Here is a 17,409-nt window from a genome sequence, read left to right on the forward strand (position 1 = left end):
TTATTTATTCGGAACTTTATGGATGTCTGTTGAACTATGCTGCCCGTTAGTTTAGCTCCGGTACTTGAGTCTAATTTATTTCCAGCTTATAGAGGTACCCGCCAACACCCTGGTTGACGGGTATTTGAAATTCACAAGCGCTTGGGAATTTGAATCCCCACTAGCTGAGGCTAGTAGGGATTTTTTTGTTAAATCAGAAAATCAACCATAGTCGTCCGATCGGCTGCTTACGTAGGTGCTGTTTTGACGCTTACCGAGTATCTACATAAAAGCAGGTGTTCAAAAATAAACTAAAGATATCCTACTCCTTGCGGAATAAGGATATCTTTAATTTCTGGAATGTTCATAAATGGGTGTACAAAATTCCTCGAATTTCGGAGACCATAGTTTACCGTCACTTAATGAAAAGGGAACAGGCTGCCAACCGCGGCGATCTGCTCCCAGGTTATTGCTATCGTGCCCGTTAATCCCTTTACGTCTATCATCGGCTGCCCGGATGATCAAACCGTTTTTTGTGATCGGAAGGAATAATTAGCTGTTTACGAAAACGTAGAGAAACCGTTCCCTCAAATATTCTTTTTTTCGTCAAGTTCCGTTTTCGTCGATCACCGATCCGTCAAGATGAACTTCATTTATGATTGGTGCAATGAATGTTGTAACGATGGTGGGACCGCCATCAGATCCAACCGTGAAACCATCTGGAGCTCCTGCAGCTGCTGTCAAAAAATAATTATGGTTTCTTCCAGATACCTTTTTATCGGCGCATAAAAATGTTGTTGTCACTGTGTTTGTTATAGTCGTAACAGGGGCAGATAGTATTTCAGTAATGTGTCCTGAATCAATTACGGTACATAGTCGAGTTCCCGTCAAAGGTGAATCACGCCAAATACTAAATTGCATTTGTTGGGAAGCAACTCCGATTAGGGGAACAACATCCCCTGTGACTGGGAAGCCGAAAGTCCAAACGATCGTAGCCTTCAGTTCCTCACGGTCATTAGGATTGATGCGTCGCAATCTTACTTCGACTGGTAATGTAATTTCAGGACCAAAGGTAGCGGGTGCTGTCGGTAACGGGGCTGATACAAGTGTAAACCCGGGTACCATTGGATCAGGTACTTCTACCGCGTCATACCATTTAAGTAATCGTTCCTTTTTTTTTCGGCGAGGACGAACACGACATTTTCTTTTTAGCAAACTAAACCACCTTCTTTCTTTTGAGTATTAACACACTATGATGTCCGGTAAGGTGGGGACTGTACAATTATCACGGTCAAAATGCCTAATCGAAATTTTGCACTACTGCCTGTTTAACGTACAAGACTAGTTCACTTTTGCAAACGCCGTGAAAAAACTTTATTTTCCCCGATCAGTCGCCATTGCATTATCCTGCCAGTTACTTCAACGGGAAAGGGAGCAGCTGCCGCGGCGATCTGCTCCCTGATATTTGCACTATCGTTCCCCGTTAGTTCAACGCTTCAGGAGCAGGTCGCCTCGGCGTCTACACCAGTAATTATCGTACCCGTACTCATTCTTCCTTAAGGTACATCGGAGGAACAGCAAATCGTTTTACTGTTAAAGCTTCTTTGAGATTGAATTCGTGCATATCTTTTTGTTCGTATTCAATTAAAATTTGTTCAAATATCCTGCTTATTAAAATGCAATCCCCTAATGCATCATGACGTTTAATATCGTTTGTTTCGATATGGTAATGCCTAACAAAATAATCAGTACTATATACATCAAATAGTTCGGGATGTATTTTTGCGAATAAAGCCTTAGTATCGATAACAGGATTCTCAAACAATGATAAATTACTCATTCGGCAATGTTTTTTAAGCATAGGAAGATCATATTCATAACCGGCTTGTGTGACCAATACCGCCGTTCCGCAAAAATCTAGAAACTGCCGATATACATCGGCAAATACTGGAGCATTGGTTAAGCTATCATTCGATATCCCAGTTAATTGCTGAACACTTTCCGGAATTAACTTCGGTGATTTAACTAAGGAACTGAACTTTCGTAATATTTTTCCATTTTGATACATAATGGCACCAAATTGGGTGATGTATTCCTTCTCAACAAAAATGCCCGTTCCTTCTAAATCAAATATGCAAAATGGACGATCATGTATTCGATCAACATAGATATCTTTAACCAGATACTCCGATAAATAATGAATATCCAAGCATTTCACATCCTTCTGTCATATTCACAGAACCTTCCTACCCATAACTCATTTCCAAACTATTCTCCATATCCAGTGGTTTGTCCTTTTTACTAATTAGTAGTTACGTTAATCTGCCCGATCGTATTATGAGGTCACCAGATCTTTCTGGTCGACCTCTTTTTTGTATGGTCGTAAGATTGCGGTAGCCGGGGATCGAACGTATCTGCCCGTGGGACTTGGATCCCGAGAGCTATTCAGTTCATCCCCCCCTACTTGTTCAACCATGGTTAGGCTGGTTGGGACGTTGATCCCGTATCACATGCGATAGTGTGGAAGACAAGAAGGTTAGGGGTTGCCGGTGAAATTACTTCGGGAGTGATGTCATGAATCCAGTCATTGGTTTGGATGTATCCAAGGGAGAAAGCCATGCACAAGCATTTTTAGATCGTGGAGCACCTCATGGAAAGATCTTTAGGTTTAAGCATGATCTTGAAGGATTAGGGTCTTTTCTGAATTATATGAGAGGGGTGGAATCAGCTGCAGGAATGCGTCCCTCCATTGTGATGGAAGCAACAGGCCATTATCATAGCCCCGTCGTTCAGTTTCTAGATGAACATCAGTATCTGAATATCGTCATTAATCCTTTAATCTCACATAACGCCAAGAAAACCAATTTGCGACGATTGAAGACGGATGCCGCTGATGCCCATCTATTAGGAGCGTTGTTTTATAAAGAAAAGTTTGAACCCTACAAAAAACGGGGTCAGCATCTCATGAACTTAGGCTATCTAACTCGCCAGCAAGAATCTTTAACGGGTATGTATGTCCAAGTAAAACTACAATTTCAGGCCATTCTGGATCAGGTTTTCCCCGAATATCATGGTGTGTTTGGTGACCTTTATTCAAAAGTTTCCCTTCGACTTCTGGCCTTACACCCGACGTGAGGAGAGGTTCTGGAACTAGATGAAAAGGAGATTGCAATAACAATCGGGAGCCTTACAGGACGCGGTAAATCGGCTTTATGGTGTCTCGAGCGCGCTCAAATCTTAGTAGCAGCAGCAAGGCGAAATCCCTTTAAAGAGAGGGCTTTTTCAAGTCATCTGATCTCCATGCAGCTGCTCATCAAATTGCTTCTTCAATACCAGGACCATCTAGCTGACCTTAATAAATCGATAGAGGTCCTGGCTGAAGCGTTACTTGAATGTGATTTAATCCAATCGATACCCGGAATTGGAACTAAAATGCTGCAACAATTTTAGCTGAGATCGGGGAAATCGATCGGTTCAATCACGCAAAGAAACTTATTGCCTTTGCTGGTATAGATCCAAGTGTTTTTTCTTCAGGCAAGTTTACAGCAACCATAAATAAAAAAACTAAGAGCTTATTATGATAAGAAGCGTGCTGAAGGAAAGCTGTTCAAAGTAGCGATAATTGCTTGTGTGAATAAACTCATCCACTGGATTTTCGCCATCTTGACTACTAAGGAAGCGTTCCGTTTAGAGTAGGCAGAACAGGATGGAATTATATGGTATGTCTTTCCGTGCTATGTGGGACGGCTCTTTCCCATGTCACAAATCGGCATTCGGAACACATTCTTGTCATTCGTTTTTGACAAGAATGTGTTCCGATTAAAATGAAAACCCGCGATTTACGCGGGATTTAATCGGACTATATTCTTGTCATCCGACACTTATTTTTTGACAAAGCCCATTTCTTAGCCTATACAGCACTTGATGTCTCCTCAGCGACAGATCGTGAGTCATGACACTTATCCTGTACCGGTCGAAAACGTTCGGGCCAATGCTTATTCAAATACGCTCCGATCATTGATGCGGGATACTCGGCGAGCATTTCAGGCGTCCCCTCTGCTATCCGTTTCCCGCCGGCGCTTCCGCCATGGGGCCCCATTTCAATGACCCAGTCGCAGTACGATAGCATCGACGTATCATGCTCGGTAATGACAACGGTATTACCTTGCTCCGTCAACTCATCGAGCAGCAGCATCAGCCTTTCGATATCCGTGTAGCTCAGGCCAGACGTCGGTTCGTCCAGAACGTATAATGTATTTTTCTTCTGTGTTTTGCCAAGCTCCTTTGCCAGTTTAATGCGCTGCGCCTCCCCTCCGCTGAGCGTAGGAGCAGGCTGCCCAAGAGAGATGTAGCCCAAGCCAACCTTGGTCAACGTTTGAAGCATGAGGGAGATCGCCTTGTATTCGCCGAACAACTCCAGCGCATCCTCGACACTTGTCATCATGATGTCGTGGATGTTTTTCCCCTTAAACGTTATTTGTAAAATTTCATCCTTATATCGTGTCCCCTTGCAGGCCAAGCACGGCCGATTGATCAAGCCAAGCGGACCCATTTCCACCGTTTCCACTCCATCGCCCTTGCATGCCTGGCAAGCCCCGTGCTCGGTATTAAAGGAAAAATGACTCATACTAAATCCTTGTCGCACCGCCTCCTGTTGATCCGCAAAAATTTGCCGGATTTTTTCCCAAATGCCCACATACGTCATCGGCATTGACATTTTGAAACGGCCGATCGGCTCTTGGGTGACGATAACGCATTTTTCGATCGACTGCCAGCCCTCGAGTGTACCGATGTCGTTCAGCGCGGATGCAGGAGAATCGAGCTGTTCATCAGATTCCTCCGTTTCCTCTTCCAGTTCCGAATTCAGAAAATGTTTTAGCAGAGGAACAAGGGTATCCGAGATCAACGTGCTTTTACCGCTACCCGAAACGCCGGCTACGCCTACCATGACGCCTAATGGGATAGCGACCGTTACATCTTTGAGATTATGCAAATTCGCATGTCGGATGACCAGGTTGGGTGTCACATGCGTAACGCTTCGTCGCTGCTCGGGCGTCTTGAAGGGCAACCGTTTTCTTCCCGACAAATACGGACTGATGGCGGACAATTCGGACCGCATGTAATCCTTCATAATGCCTTGAAAAATAAGCTGCCCTCCATGTTTACCCGCAGCGGGCCCAAGCTCCACGATATAGTCGGCGCTCTGCATGACGTTGCCGTCATGCTCCACCACGATAACCGTATTTCCGGAGGCGGTGAGCGACTTTATTTTGCGCAGCAGCATTTCTTTTTCGGATTCGTGCAGACCCGCCGTAGGCTCGTCGAACACATAGAGCAAAGAGTCGAATTGAGACTGTAGATGAAACATAAGATAAAGTCGCTGCAGCTCGCCGCCGCTTAATGTCGGAAGGCTGCGGAGCACGGTCAAATGCGACAGTCCCACATCCAGGAACAAATGCAGTTGCTTGACCAGCCACCCGGAGATTTTTCTGCCTTGCAGCGTGAGCTCGTCGCTTTCGAGCAATAGATACTCCATAAACCGCGAAAGATCGGCCATCGTCATGCCGCAAAGCTCTCCGACATGCTTTCCACAAATACGAACATTTCGTGCTATCTCATTGATTCGATAACCACCGCATCGCTCGCAAGTAACGCTTTTGCAATACATTCGCTCCAGATGCAGCCGCTGATTTGGCTTGTTACGGAGCCGGTTCCGGACCCAGGCGATAACGCCTGTAAAACCGTCTCGACCTTTCAAAAAGCCAATCTGGGTCTCTTTCGGCAGCTTCTCATAAGGAACATCCGCCCAATCGATCGCACACTCCTTCGACAACTTCTGGATCTCCCTCAACAGCACCGAGCTGATCGCGGCGCATATTTTTTCCGTTGTTCTGCTCGGGTCGGGGATTACCTTGCCCATGTCAATTTCCGTGATAAACCCGCGACCGTAACAAGCCTCGCACATGCCTGCCTCCAAGTTGTACGCAAACACTTCCGCAGGCAAGTTAGCCCGACTACCATTCAATGACCGGCCTTCAAGCGCAAACAGCATTTTGATATAATCGAGAATTTTTGTCTTTGTCCCAACCACACTACGGGGGTTGGATTGACGGATCGTATTTTGCTCGACTGAGATAGCCGGCGGAAGTCCGGATATGTCGTCGAACGGCTCGATGTCGTCCGTACTGACACCGCCTCGCAAATTCAAGCCGATGGACTGAAGATAACGACGCCTCCCCTCTTCGTACAAAATATCAAAGGCGAGGCTTGATTTCCCTGAACCGCTGACACCGGTAAATACGATGAATTTCCCTTTCGGAAGGGAGACATCGATTTCTTTTAGATGATGAATCCGTGCGCTGCGTACCTCGATCCGGTTCATTCCACACCTCCTAAAACTCCTTTGAATTTATTATTCGGTGCTTATCCACAAATTACCTGCCTTACTAACCTCCCGTTACTTCAATAGGAACAGGGAGCAGCTGCCGCGGCGATCTGCTCCCTGGTTTTTGCGCTCTCGTTCTCCGTTAGGGGAATAATCTGTTAACTTTAGACGGTTGGAACTTCTGTGAAATACCTACACCAGTTCATATTAATTACGTGGTTTTTCAGACTTTATCATTTCATTCCACTCACTTAAATAAATTGCATATCCCACATTTTTAGGTTCAGACGGCAACCATGAAATAAACTCTAATTCGTTACCATCAAGATCGTTAAAATAAATCGCTGCTGCAGGCATCCATGTATGTACAATCGGCTCAATTGGTTCTTTTCCAAAAGCTTTTATGGGTTCAAGCCCTCTTTCTCTTAGCCAGTCAATTGAATCCTTTAATAAATCCAAATCAGTCCCAAAAGCAAAATGCCTTTTGCTAACATCACTTCCCTTCGGAACTTCCCAAAGACCAAGTAATTGACGTTCCTTTCCAATATAAAAAAATGCAATTCTTCTTTCCTCAATTAATAATGAAAGTTCCAGTCCCAACTTTTTATAAAATTCAATAGATGCATTCAAATCTTTAACTTGTAAATGAGTCTCATATAGATTCTTAATCATAGCCCTGCTCCTTATTCGTATGATCGTTCAGACCGGCTGCCGTCATGTTTCCGTTGGCGGAATAGCGCGAATAAGGTATTCAACCGAGGGTCGCCTTGTGCTGCCGCAACAATGCCGCAATGTCGACGCCGTCTATCGTCAACCCTTCGATATCGCAACCTTCAATACTGACACCTCGTAAATTAGTTTCACGCACGACGGCGTCCTCCAAGTTGCATGAAATGATTTGTACTGGAGGTTTCGCTACGGTATGCCCGGCCTCGGGCCGATCCTTGTCCCCGTAGCCGATATGCTTGAAATGCGCGCCGCCCCATTGCGCGCCATCGATTGACATACCGGTCAGATTGGCATCCGAGATCACCATACCGGTCAAGTTGATGTCGTTGAACGTAGCGCCGGCCAAGTTACAACATTGGAAGCTTATTCCCTCCGCCCCAACATTCTTGATGTTAGAACCACTAATGTCCGCATTCACGATGGTAAGCGTCTGTCTGTCATTTTCGATGCGCATTGTTATTCCTCCCATTTTCCATTTATAACCTACTCTATTAATATAGCGAGACCGCTTACTTTTGTAATTAGAAATTATACTATCACTCCACTAAACTGCCCGATAGGTGAGAAAAGGCTGCCATTTTTTCGGCAGCCTTGTTGTTCAGGATGTTGCGCTCTTGTCATCCGTTAGCGCAATGACCCTATAACCTTGATAAAGTCCCTCCCTTAACGGTCATTAGAACAAGCTTCACTTAGCTGCACCTTCGTTATTTAGTATCAATCTTGCTTCAACTGGATAGTAAGGATTTAAGCTCCTGCTCTTGTCCAAATAGGTGCACAGGGACTGAACGAGCGGCTGCTTCATCTACGGCTTTGCAACAAACAGATAATCAACTTCTAGTAGATCCTAAATAAAAGTCCGATGCCACTGCGCCTAATCCTGGTCAATTGCTCTCCTTTTATGCGAACCTTGTCCATGACCGCAGGGTTTGGGACACTTCAGTACCATCGAGAATCATCCTGCGGATGTCTTCATTAATGAGTTGACGTGACGAATTCCACTTCTCACTTAGGTAAAACCCGCTTGACCGTACTTCGTCGAGCTCCTCCATGTAACGTGACCAAAGGCGGTGTTCGGTTAGACCTCGCTCCTTCGCTTGAGAGTGTGTGATCGGAAGCGGCCAAGAATGCCGCTCAATGATATAATGGTGTAGAAACTCCCAAGCAAGACGAGGGTTCTTCGACTTCGAAGTAACTCCGGCCGCGCCCATATAGATCATGTTCGACTGATTGCCTCCCTGCATCTTAGGCAGACCAACCACCCCGAACTTGTCGTCGATCTTGTGATAGATCAAATCGCCGGTAAACCACATAAATCCGAAGATCATCGCAAAACCCTCATGAAGATGTCCTGCTACGGAAGGCTCGTCCGGCTTTCGGATAATCGCGTGTACACGGTACGCGTCAATCACTTTGCGGAACGCCTCAATGGTCGCCGGACTATCGACATACCCCCTAGCAGTTGATCCATTCGGAGACAGATAGCTTCCGCCATTGCGAAAAATAAACGGCTCATACCACTCGATATCTACGCCGATGCCAAAGCCGAACTGCGAAGCGACACCATGCTCATCGCGGATTGTCAATTTTTTACCCATCTCGATAAAATCGTCCCATGTTAAATCCTCGGTCGGATACGCCAGTCCGGCACGATCAAACATCTCTTTATTATAGACATTTTATTACAAACTATGATGGACGAATGAAATACAAGTATGTATTGACGCTTCCCCATATTGTGGGTATAATTTTTTCAGTTATAAATAGTAATAATTACGTATTAAGTTGGAGCAAGGCCAGATTCCATCAAAACCCATACAGGAGGATTTGACATGAAAAGAAATTTAGTTGCATTACTTTCTGCACTGATGGCTGCCCTTGTATTGCTCGCAGGCTGCAGCGGCGGCAAAACAGGAAGCACGGAGGCATCGAACAAAGCACAGGAGCTGATCTATGCCACGGCGAAAGATATCAATGACATGAATCCCCATCTGTATACAGGCTCTATGCCGGCACAAGGGATGGTGTACGAGTCATTGGTGGAGAACACGAAAGACGGCATCAAGCCGCTGCTGGCCGAATCCTGGGACATCTCCGCGGATGGTAAAACGTACACCTTTCATCTGAAAAAAGGTGTGACCTTTCATGACGGTGAACCGTTTAATGCGGAAGCGGTGAAAAAAAACATCGAAGCGATCCAAAGCAATGCAAGCAAGCATTCCTGGATCAAGCTGTCGACCAAGATCGTGAGCGTCAACGCACTCGATGAACATACCGTCCAATTGGTGCTATCGGAACCGTACTACCCGACTTTGCTTGAATTGGCGATGACCAGGCCCTATGTATTCCTTTCGCCGAAAGAATTCAGTAACGGGGGAACAAAGGATGGCGTAAAAGGCTATAGCGGCACAGGTCCCTATAAGCTCGCTGAACATAAAACGGATCAATATGCCATTTTTGACGCCAATGAAAGCTATTGGGGCGGCGCGCCCAAAGTGAAAAAAATTACGGCGAAGGTGCTTCCCGCTGGCGAAACGACGTTGTTAGCGCTGCAAAAGGGAGAAATCAATTTCATCTTTACGGATGATCGCGGCACCGACAGCATCGATGTGGAAGCGATGAATCAACTGGCGGGTTCTAAAGATTACCAGATTGTCAGAAGCGAGCCGATGAATACGAAAATGCTCGTGGCCAATAGCAGCAAGGCGGGTAGTCCCGTACAGGAAACGGCTGTTCGCGAAGCGGTCTGGTATTCGATCGATAGAGAAACGATTAGCAAGCAAATCTTTAACGGTACGGAGACGCCCGCCAATACCCTTTTCTCCTCTAACGTCAACTATGCCGATGTCGAGTTGAAAAAACGGGGCTATGATTTGGAAACGGCGAAAAAGATATTGGAAAATGCGGGCTGGATTCTGGAAAACGGCAGCGAAGTCAGAACGAAAGCCGGAAACAAACTAGCCATGAAGCTTTACTACGACGCCAATTCCGCTTCGCAAAAAACGCAGTCCGAATTCATTCAAAGCAGCGTCAAAAAGATCGGGATCGGTCTGGAGCTTGTCGGCGAACAATCTTCTTATATCGCAAAAAGAAGATCTATGGGGGACTATGATTTGCTGTTTAACCAAACATGGGGGCTTGCGTACGATCCGCAAAGCACAATAGCCGCCTTTACATCCGAATCTGCTTATTACCACACGACCAAAGGTATAGCGAGAGCAACCGAGCTGTATAAAAAAATAAATGAAGTGATGGTATCCTCAGATGAGAATGTACGAAAGTCGTTATTTACAGAAATTTTAAGGATCGTCCATGATGAAGCCGTCTTCATTCCCGTTACAAACGGAAGAGTCACGGTCGTCGCTCCAAAAAGCTTGCAAGGCATCTCCTTTAAACAAACGCAATTTGAGTTGCCGTTTGAGAACATGTATTTCAAATAAATAAAAGGGGGTTTCCCCCTTTATTTATTTGAGTAAGGAGATGGCTATGGGCACTTATTTCATCAAAAGGGTATTGATATCGATTCCGTTGCTCGTGATGATTTCGTTTTTCGCGTTTGTCTTCAATCATTTGTCTCCTTTAGACCCGGCCGAGGTCGTTTTGCACGCACAAGGCGTGCCGAACATTACGGGTGAATTAATCGCCGAAACGAAGGCGGCGCTCGGGATGGACCAGCCCTTCCTGATTCGATATCTGAATTGGCTTATTTCCTGCTTGCAGCTTGATTTCGGCAACTCGTACGTCACGGGAAAACCGGTGTGGTCTTTGCTTGGCCCGGCTTTTCTCAATACGTTAAAGCTAACGCTGGTTTCCGTTATGGCCATTATTGTTTTTTCCATTTCGCTTGGTGTCATTTGCGCGTTAAGAGAAGGAAAAATGCTGGACAAATCGATCAGAGGCGTTTCCTTTTTTCTGACCTCCATGCCCCCCTACTGGCTTGCAGCGCTGATGGTCTGGTATTTTTCCGTAAAGCTGGACTTGCTGCCGACAAGCGGGATGGACTCTTACCGAAGCTACGTTTTGCCGGTTACGGTCATCACAATCAGCTATACCGGCGTTTACTTTAGAATCATCAGAAGCTCCATGCTCAGCAACCTGAATGAAGACTATGTGCTGTACGGCAGAGCTTGCGGCTTGCCGGAGAAGAACATCACGCTGCACCTATTAAGGAATTCGCTGCAGGTAGCCATTTCGATGTTTGGCATGGCGATTCCCATTATTTTGGGAAGTACGGTCGTCGTAGAAAACTTGTTCGCATGGCCCGGGCTAGGATCGCTTAGCGTAAAATCCATCTTAAGCCGGGATTTTCCGATCATCCAGGCGTATGTCCTTGTGCTGGCAGCAGCCTTTGTCCTTTTTAATACCGTTTCTGACATTCTCAATGCTGCGGTGAACCCCAAGTTAAGGAATGATCTTTAAATGAAACTGCTAAAACAAGTATGGAAAGATAAGTTGGCGGTCCTGTCCTTTTTCATTGTCGCAGGCACCCTTGTTGCCTGGATCTTCGCCCCATTCCTTGCGCCGCATGACCCCGAAGAGGTCCATATGGAGCTTCGATTTGCAGCGTCATCTTGGGAATATTGGTTAGGCAACGATCATCTGGGGAGATGCATATTATCCCGAATCATTTATGGTATTCGTCCCAGCGTGCTCTGGGTACTGGTTGCATTGTCCATATCGGTGGGGATTGGAGCGCTTCTGGGCTTTATTGCAGGCTACTTCAGAGGAAAAACGGATGCCTTCTTGATGAGGGTCTGCGATTGCATGCTTTCTTTCCCGGGATATGTAATGACCTTGGCGGTAACCGGCATTCTGGGCGTAGGTCTCGAGAATATTTTAATCGCGTTCGCATTGATGAAATGGGCGTGGTTTGCCCGCATCATTAGAACGTCTGTCATGCAGTATGCGGACTCCGAATATGTGAAATTCGCCAAAACGATCGGTGCCAGCAATATACGCATTATGGCGAAGCACATCGTTCCCGTTGCGCTTCCGGATATTGCCGTCGTCTCCAGCAGTTCTTTCGGTTCCATGATTTTGCAAATCTCAGGCTTCTCCTTCCTCGGACTAGGCATTCAAGCACCAAATGCGGAATGGGGCATGATGCTGAATGAGGCGCGATCCGTCATGTTCTCCAAGCCGGAGATTATGCTGGCTCCCGGTATCGCTATCATCCTTGTCGTATCGGCCGTCAACTTTTTGTCCGATGCGCTTCAGGTAGCTTTAGATCCGAAATTAATGACTTCCCGGCGCAAGCTGCAGGTCCAAACGGTTGCCGCGACCGCGAAGCTTCAGGGGAAAGAGGTGGCCTAATTCGTCTATGAACAGCCTGGAAGTGTCAAATTTGAAAGTATGGGATAGCCGTATGGGCACCGTGATCATCCCGAACAGTTCCTTTCACGTCAAGCAAGGGAGCTGTCTGGCCATTGTTGGAGAAAGCGGAAGTGGAAAGTCTCTGACCTGCAGGGCCATTATGAGACTGAATAAAGCCGGGCTCCGCCAATCCGGCGACATTCTGCTTGGCGGAGTCAACCTGACCGAGCTTCCCGAAAAAGAAATGAGGAAAAAAAGAGGAAAACAGCTCTGCTTGATTGTTCAAAACGGCATGCGCGCCTTTGATCCCTCTTGTGTAGTCGGGGTTCATTTAAAGGAAACGCTTGCCCGGCACTTCGGTTGGAGCCGCGAAGATATCACCGCAAGGATGAAAACGGCGATGGAAAGCGTAATGCTGAAGGACCCGATCGCCGTCATGAACAGTTATCCGCACCAGTTGTCGGGCGGCATGCTGCAGCGGGTGATGATCGCGCTGGCCATTGTGCTGGAGCCCGACGTGGTGATCGCCGATGAACCGACGACGGCGCTTGATACCGTTTCACAATACGAAGTCGTCGAACAGTTTGTGCAATTGCGGGCAAGAATGGGCTGCTCCATGATCTTTGTTTCTCACGATCTGGGCGTTGTCAAACGCATCTCGGATGAGGTGCTGGTCATGAAGGACGGGGAAATCGTGGAAAGCGGAACGACCCGGGACATCTTCTCCGAAGCTCGGCATGAATATACCCGCTATTTAGTATCGGCAAAGCAGGCGTTAAACCGCCATTTTAACAATATCATGGGAGGCGTTAGCATTGTTGACCGTTGACCGTGTCGATAAATCGTACAGGACAGGCGGATTGTTTTTCGGGAAACGGAAGCAGGTGCTTACAAACATTAGCATCGAGTGGAAACAAGGAGAATGTCTCGGCATTATCGGAGAAAGCGGAAGCGGCAAATCCACATTGGGACGATTGCTGCTGGGAATCGAAAAGCCGGATCGAGGAAGCATTTTATGGGAGGGAAAGCCCGCAGAAGATCGAAGAGCGAGACTTGGAAGCATAAGCGCCGTATTCCAGGACTACACCTCCTCTATCAATCCGTTTTATACCGTGGAGAAGGCGCTGATGGAGCCATTGAAGCTGCATAAAAAACTTCAAGAGGATCATCATCACAAAATGGATCTGCTGCTGCGACAAGTCGGACTGGACCCGTCGTATCGAAAAAAATACCCGCATGAGTTGTCCGGCGGGGAAGCTCAGAGGGTGTGCATTGCGAGAGCCGTTTCAACGGAACCGCGATGCATTTTATTGGATGAAGCCATCAGCTCCCTCGATGGATCTGTCCAAATCCAGGTGCTTGAATTGCTGAAAAGCTTGAGAACCATGTACAACATGGGCTATATCTTCATCACCCACGATATGCAGGCCGCTGCCTATATTTGTGACAGAGTGATGATTATCAGAAGTGGCCAAATTGAGGAAATCGTCAACATTGAACAATTAAAGGACGTTCAATCCCCGTATGCAAGGAAATTGCTACACATGGTCATGGCTTAACCATATGACCAAAAAGAGCTATCAAGAAAATTGGAGAAAGGAGCAAGCGTTTTGAGAGGAGCATTGTCATGGCCTTTTCTGAGGCTATATTTATTGACGTTTTTATATTTTAGCGCGAATGCGATACTGAATGTCATTATTCCTTTGAAGGGCGAATCGCTGGGGGCTACCAATACGACAATCGGCATAATCATGGGGGCGTATTTATTTACTACGATGCTTTTTCGCCCGTGGGCAGGCCTTATGATCCAAAAAAATGGGCCCATTCAGGTGTTGCGCACGATTCTTGTGATCAATGGACTGGCTCTCCTTCTCTACACGTTTACCGGATTGGGGGGCTTTTTCGTTGCCCGTTTCCTACAAGGGGTGTGCACCGCTTTTTTCTCAATGGCCTTGCAGCTCGGCATTATCGACGCATTGCCGGACAAGGACCGTTCACAAGGCATTTCGATGTATTCACTCTGCGCTTCCATGCCGGGCATCATCGGTCCCCTGCTGGCTTTGGGCATGTGGCAGGCAGGAGAGATGCACGTTTTTACAACGGCGATGATCGCCATCGCCATCCTTACGGGAGTCGCGGGATATAGCGTCAAAATCGAAAAAAAAATGGACGAGCCTGCTGCCGGTCAGACAAACCAGGTCGAGGCGATGTTGCTGTCCTTCGGCCAGTTAGTGAAAAACCCGCATTTATTCAAATGCAGCGTCCTGTTGCTGACCGCATCTCTTGTATTTGGAGCGGTGACAACCTTTATCCCGCTGTACGCAGCTCAAATCCAAAGCGGCAATGCCGCCATTTATCTTATGCTTCAGGCGGGGACTGTCGTACTGGCGCGCTTTCTCTTCAGAAAGAAAATCCCTTCCGACGGCAAATGGCATTCCTTTTTTATTATGGGAATTATGCTCACACTTGCAACAGCCACACTAAGCGTGAGCTTCTCTATAGCAGGCGGAATTGCCTTTTTCTATGCGGGGGCGGTATTGATGGGGATCGCTCAAGCACTTCTCTATCCTACGTTAACGACGTATTTGACTTTTGTATTGCCGCAGGCAAGCCGCAATATGTTGGTTGGTTTGTTCATTGCCATGGCAGACCTGGGGGTTTCACTGGGCGGAGTCATTATGGGCCCGATAGCGGACCTTTCCTCTTATTCGTTCATGTACATGATTTGCGCGATCCTAGGCGTGTCGATGATCTTTTTTGCTTATGATCGACACCAACGATTTGTCGGATCGAGATAAAACCTCCCGACTTGCACTTTCAGTCTAATACCTCTTAAGTGGAGGAAGGTTTTATGGAAATCGTACAGTCGGTCGATTTGTTTTCGAATAATTTCCTAGGCAAAAAAATCGAACTTAGCGGATTCGTATACCGTGAAAATGATATGAAACCGGAGCAATTCGTCATCGCCCGTTTCGGCGTCTCCTGCTGCTCTGCCGATGCCTCTCCATTCGGCGTCATGGTTGAGTCGGCGATGGCCATAAACTTGCCCAAAGACTCCTGGGTCAAAATTAAGGGGATCATTGGCAAAACGACTTATAATCAAAATGAGATCATGAAGATCGATGCCCAATCGGTGGCGAAAATCAAGGCGCCGAATTCGCCTTATGTTTATCCGAATCCCGACTTCTATGATACTTATGAATAAGGTAAGGGGTTACGATGAACAAAACTATGATTGCCCTATTTATGTCGGTCGCGGTTCTATTGGGCGGTTGCACAAAAAACACATCCGCCTCAACCAAGTCCCCAGCGCCCTCTCCTTCTGCCCTGTCTGCCGCCAGTCCGATTCCTGAAGCGACGACGCAGGCAGAATCAGATACGGCGAAGATTCAAACAGTAACGGATCCCGACAGCATAACCGTGCTGGTTAATAAACACTTTGCACTTCCAGGTGATTATAAACCGATAGACATGGTTTTTCCCGATGTTCCTTTCCTATTCAAGGAGAAAATCGAAAAACGCGAATTGCGGCAAGAGGCGGCTCATGCCCTGGAAGGATTGTTCTCCGCAGCAAATAAAGACGGTGTAAAGCTCGCAGGGGTTTCTGCATACCGGTCCTTTGCTACGCAAAAAGTGCTGTTTGCACACTACGCAGAACAAAGCGGCACGGCCAATGCCACAACCTACAGTGCCGCGCCGGGAACTAGCGAACACGAAACGGGGCTTGCCATTGATATTTCCGGCAGCGACGGTAAATGTGCGGCGCAAGATTGTTTCTCCGATACCAACCGAACCTAATTTAGTTACGGTTCTCCTCAAGACACGTCACTGACTGGTAAAGCAAGAGAGTGCTTATTAGAGTAAGTTCTAGCATCAAATATTTATTGACATATAGTTCTTTCCTTCAACAAAACCAAGACTTTCATACATCGGTTTAGCCATATCAGACGAATGTAGCAGGATCTTTCCAATTCCTTGTGCCTTCAAATCGTCTATTGCTTCAGTAATAAGTTTGGATACAATACCCTGACGACGATAAACCGGAATTGTGAAAACATTAGTCATGTATGCAACTAATCCAGAAGGATTTTCAAATCGTGGTGCAAATCGACATATGCAAAAACATACTGTTGATACAACGACTCCGTCATCATCAGCAACCCATACAACGAGTGACTTGTCTGAAAAGGAGGAATTGAAGTAGTTTCTAAAAGCTTCATCCATACTACTGTTGTCCTCATGATCTAGCAATATCTTACGAAATTTAATTAACTGTGGTATATCATTTGAAATTGCTTTTCGAAACAGCACGATTGACTTCCCCCTGTTCAAATATATATTTTCAAATATTCTCCAACCTTCTCCAGTACAAACACATTTCTTAACATATTTGACGAAACAACATTCAAATCCTGCACTAAACTGCCCGTTAGGTGAACAAAGGTAGCCGGTCATTCTGGCCGGCTGCCTTCGCGGTGACTTATTCAACTCTTGTTATCCGTTAGAGTGTAATGAGTGTGTCATTATACTTTTTCTACTGGGAAATATAAGGATAACTCGCCGTTGTTATCTCTTGGATTATAAAATTCGTGAATTGCTCCCACGATTTTGTAATTGTTTTGAGGTAAATATTCAGCAACCATATGGTGAAAAACATTGTGATACGAATCTTGAGTACATTTCGTTACAACGTACTTGAAGGCTGGAATCACCCACTTTGTCCACCCATTTGGGGCAATAGCGTCGTCTATAACTTCACATCCTGCCAGATACTTACCTTCTTCTTTCCATCTTTCAAACTTCTCATTAACATCACTCATTGCACCCCAAATGCCAACAATGTTACCCGCGTCATCCAACTTTGCTAGGTTGCTTATCTCGGCGAAGTTACTATTCGCTTCTTGCCATAAAGGCGGTATCCACTTTGAGCTTTCAATCGCAATTCCCTTCCCCAGTTTACCAATAACGGCAAAATGCTTCTTTTCAATTATCTCGACCACTATTGC

Annotated in this window: 15 protein-coding genes and 2 pseudogenes; 9 read left to right on the plus strand and 8 right to left on the minus strand. The window is 46.3% G+C overall.

The genetic code is table 11. The features are described 5' to 3' along the window. Positions 1–585 precede the first annotated feature (585 nt). Together ACKGJP_RS18555 and ACKGJP_RS18560 are read right to left on the minus strand one after the other, a co-directional pair. Positions 586–1,194 (minus strand): hypothetical protein, encoded by a 609-nt coding sequence (locus ACKGJP_RS18555; RefSeq protein WP_409340312.1) that lies wholly within the window; start codon positions 1,192–1,194, stop codon positions 586–588. Between the two features lie 331 nt (positions 1,195–1,525). Next, complete coding sequence (locus tag ACKGJP_RS18560) at positions 1,526–2,188, minus strand: PolC-type DNA polymerase III (RefSeq protein ID WP_409340313.1); 663 nt, start codon at positions 2,186–2,188, stop codon at positions 1,526–1,528. Between the two features lie 365 nt (positions 2,189–2,553). Here ACKGJP_RS18560 and ACKGJP_RS18565 point away from each other — a divergent pair. After that, positions 2,554–3,675 (plus strand): annotated as a pseudogene (locus ACKGJP_RS18565) (IS110 family transposase). Between the two features lie 214 nt (positions 3,676–3,889). On the opposite strand, the gene ACKGJP_RS18570 reads toward ACKGJP_RS18565, so the two are convergent. From ACKGJP_RS18570 to ACKGJP_RS18585, 4 genes and pseudogenes are all read right to left on the minus strand, one after another. Continuing rightward, complete coding sequence (locus ACKGJP_RS18570; RefSeq protein WP_409340314.1) at positions 3,890–6,361, minus strand: excinuclease ABC subunit UvrA; 2,472 nt, start codon at positions 6,359–6,361, stop codon at positions 3,890–3,892. A gap of 210 nt (positions 6,362–6,571) precedes the next feature. Then, positions 6,572–7,036, minus strand: coding sequence for a VOC family protein (locus ACKGJP_RS18575; protein WP_409340315.1), 465 nt, complete (start codon positions 7,034–7,036; stop codon positions 6,572–6,574). A gap of 79 nt (positions 7,037–7,115) precedes the next feature. Then, positions 7,116–7,547, minus strand: coding sequence for a pentapeptide repeat-containing protein (locus ACKGJP_RS18580; RefSeq protein WP_409340316.1), 432 nt, complete (start codon positions 7,545–7,547; stop codon positions 7,116–7,118). A 442-nt stretch (positions 7,548–7,989) separates the two neighbouring features. Next, a pseudogene (locus ACKGJP_RS18585) lies at positions 7,990–8,754 on the minus strand (extracellular solute-binding protein); the annotation flags it as partial. Between the two features lie 168 nt (positions 8,755–8,922). Here ACKGJP_RS18585 and cntA point away from each other — a divergent pair. The 8 genes from cntA to ACKGJP_RS18625 are packed head-to-tail and all read left to right on the plus strand — an operon-like array spanning position 8,923 to position 16,201. Further along, positions 8,923–10,530 (plus strand): staphylopine-dependent metal ABC transporter substrate-binding lipoprotein, encoded by a 1,608-nt coding sequence (gene cntA / locus ACKGJP_RS18590; RefSeq protein WP_409340317.1) that lies wholly within the window; start codon positions 8,923–8,925, stop codon positions 10,528–10,530. A 46-nt stretch (positions 10,531–10,576) separates the two neighbouring features. Beyond that, positions 10,577–11,509, plus strand: a complete 933-nt coding sequence (gene opp1B, locus ACKGJP_RS18595) for a nickel/cobalt ABC transporter permease (protein ID WP_409340318.1) — start codon at positions 10,577–10,579, stop codon at positions 11,507–11,509. Next, on the plus strand, positions 11,510–12,403 hold the full coding sequence (gene cntC, locus ACKGJP_RS18600) for a staphylopine uptake ABC transporter permease subunit CntC (protein ID WP_409340319.1): 894 nt from the start codon (positions 11,510–11,512) through the stop codon (positions 12,401–12,403). 7 nt (positions 12,404–12,410) lie between these two features. Continuing rightward, positions 12,411–13,232 carry a staphylopine uptake ABC transporter ATP-binding protein CntD gene (gene cntD, locus ACKGJP_RS18605; protein WP_409340320.1) on the plus strand — a complete coding sequence of 274 codons (822 nt, stop codon included), beginning with the start codon at positions 12,411–12,413 and terminating at the stop codon, positions 13,230–13,232. Next, on the plus strand, positions 13,219–13,962 hold the full coding sequence (locus ACKGJP_RS18610; RefSeq protein WP_409340321.1) for an ABC transporter ATP-binding protein: 744 nt from the start codon (positions 13,219–13,221) through the stop codon (positions 13,960–13,962). The genes cntD and ACKGJP_RS18610 overlap by 14 nt, the downstream gene beginning before the upstream one ends. 51 nt (positions 13,963–14,013) lie before the next feature. Continuing rightward, complete coding sequence (gene cntE, locus ACKGJP_RS18615; RefSeq protein ID WP_409340322.1) at positions 14,014–15,201, plus strand: staphylopine family metallophore export MFS transporter CntE; 1,188 nt, start codon at positions 14,014–14,016, stop codon at positions 15,199–15,201. Positions 15,202–15,254: 53 nt separating this feature from the next. Then, positions 15,255–15,608 carry a TIGR03943 family putative permease subunit gene (locus ACKGJP_RS18620; protein ID WP_409340323.1) on the plus strand — a complete coding sequence of 118 codons (354 nt, stop codon included), beginning with the start codon at positions 15,255–15,257 and terminating at the stop codon, positions 15,606–15,608. Between the two features lie 14 nt (positions 15,609–15,622). Next, positions 15,623–16,201 (plus strand): M15 family metallopeptidase, encoded by a 579-nt coding sequence (locus ACKGJP_RS18625; protein ID WP_409340324.1) that lies wholly within the window; start codon positions 15,623–15,625, stop codon positions 16,199–16,201. A gap of 75 nt (positions 16,202–16,276) precedes the next feature. Here ACKGJP_RS18625 and ACKGJP_RS18630 read toward each other — a convergent pair whose 3' ends face one another. Together ACKGJP_RS18630 and ACKGJP_RS18635 are read right to left on the minus strand one after the other, a co-directional pair. Next, positions 16,277–16,714: a GNAT family N-acetyltransferase gene (locus ACKGJP_RS18630; protein WP_409340325.1), complete on the minus strand. Its 438-nt coding sequence runs from the start codon at positions 16,712–16,714 to the stop codon at positions 16,277–16,279. A gap of 212 nt (positions 16,715–16,926) precedes the next feature. Continuing rightward, entirely contained in the window at positions 16,927–17,403 is a 477-nt protein-coding gene (locus tag ACKGJP_RS18635; RefSeq protein ID WP_409340326.1) for a GyrI-like domain-containing protein, read from the minus strand. Positions 17,404–17,409 lie beyond the last annotated feature (6 nt).

The sequence above is a fragment of the Paenibacillus litoralis genome (assembly GCF_046244365.1).
Classification (GTDB): domain Bacteria; phylum Bacillota; class Bacilli; order Paenibacillales; family NBRC-103111; genus Paenibacillus_V.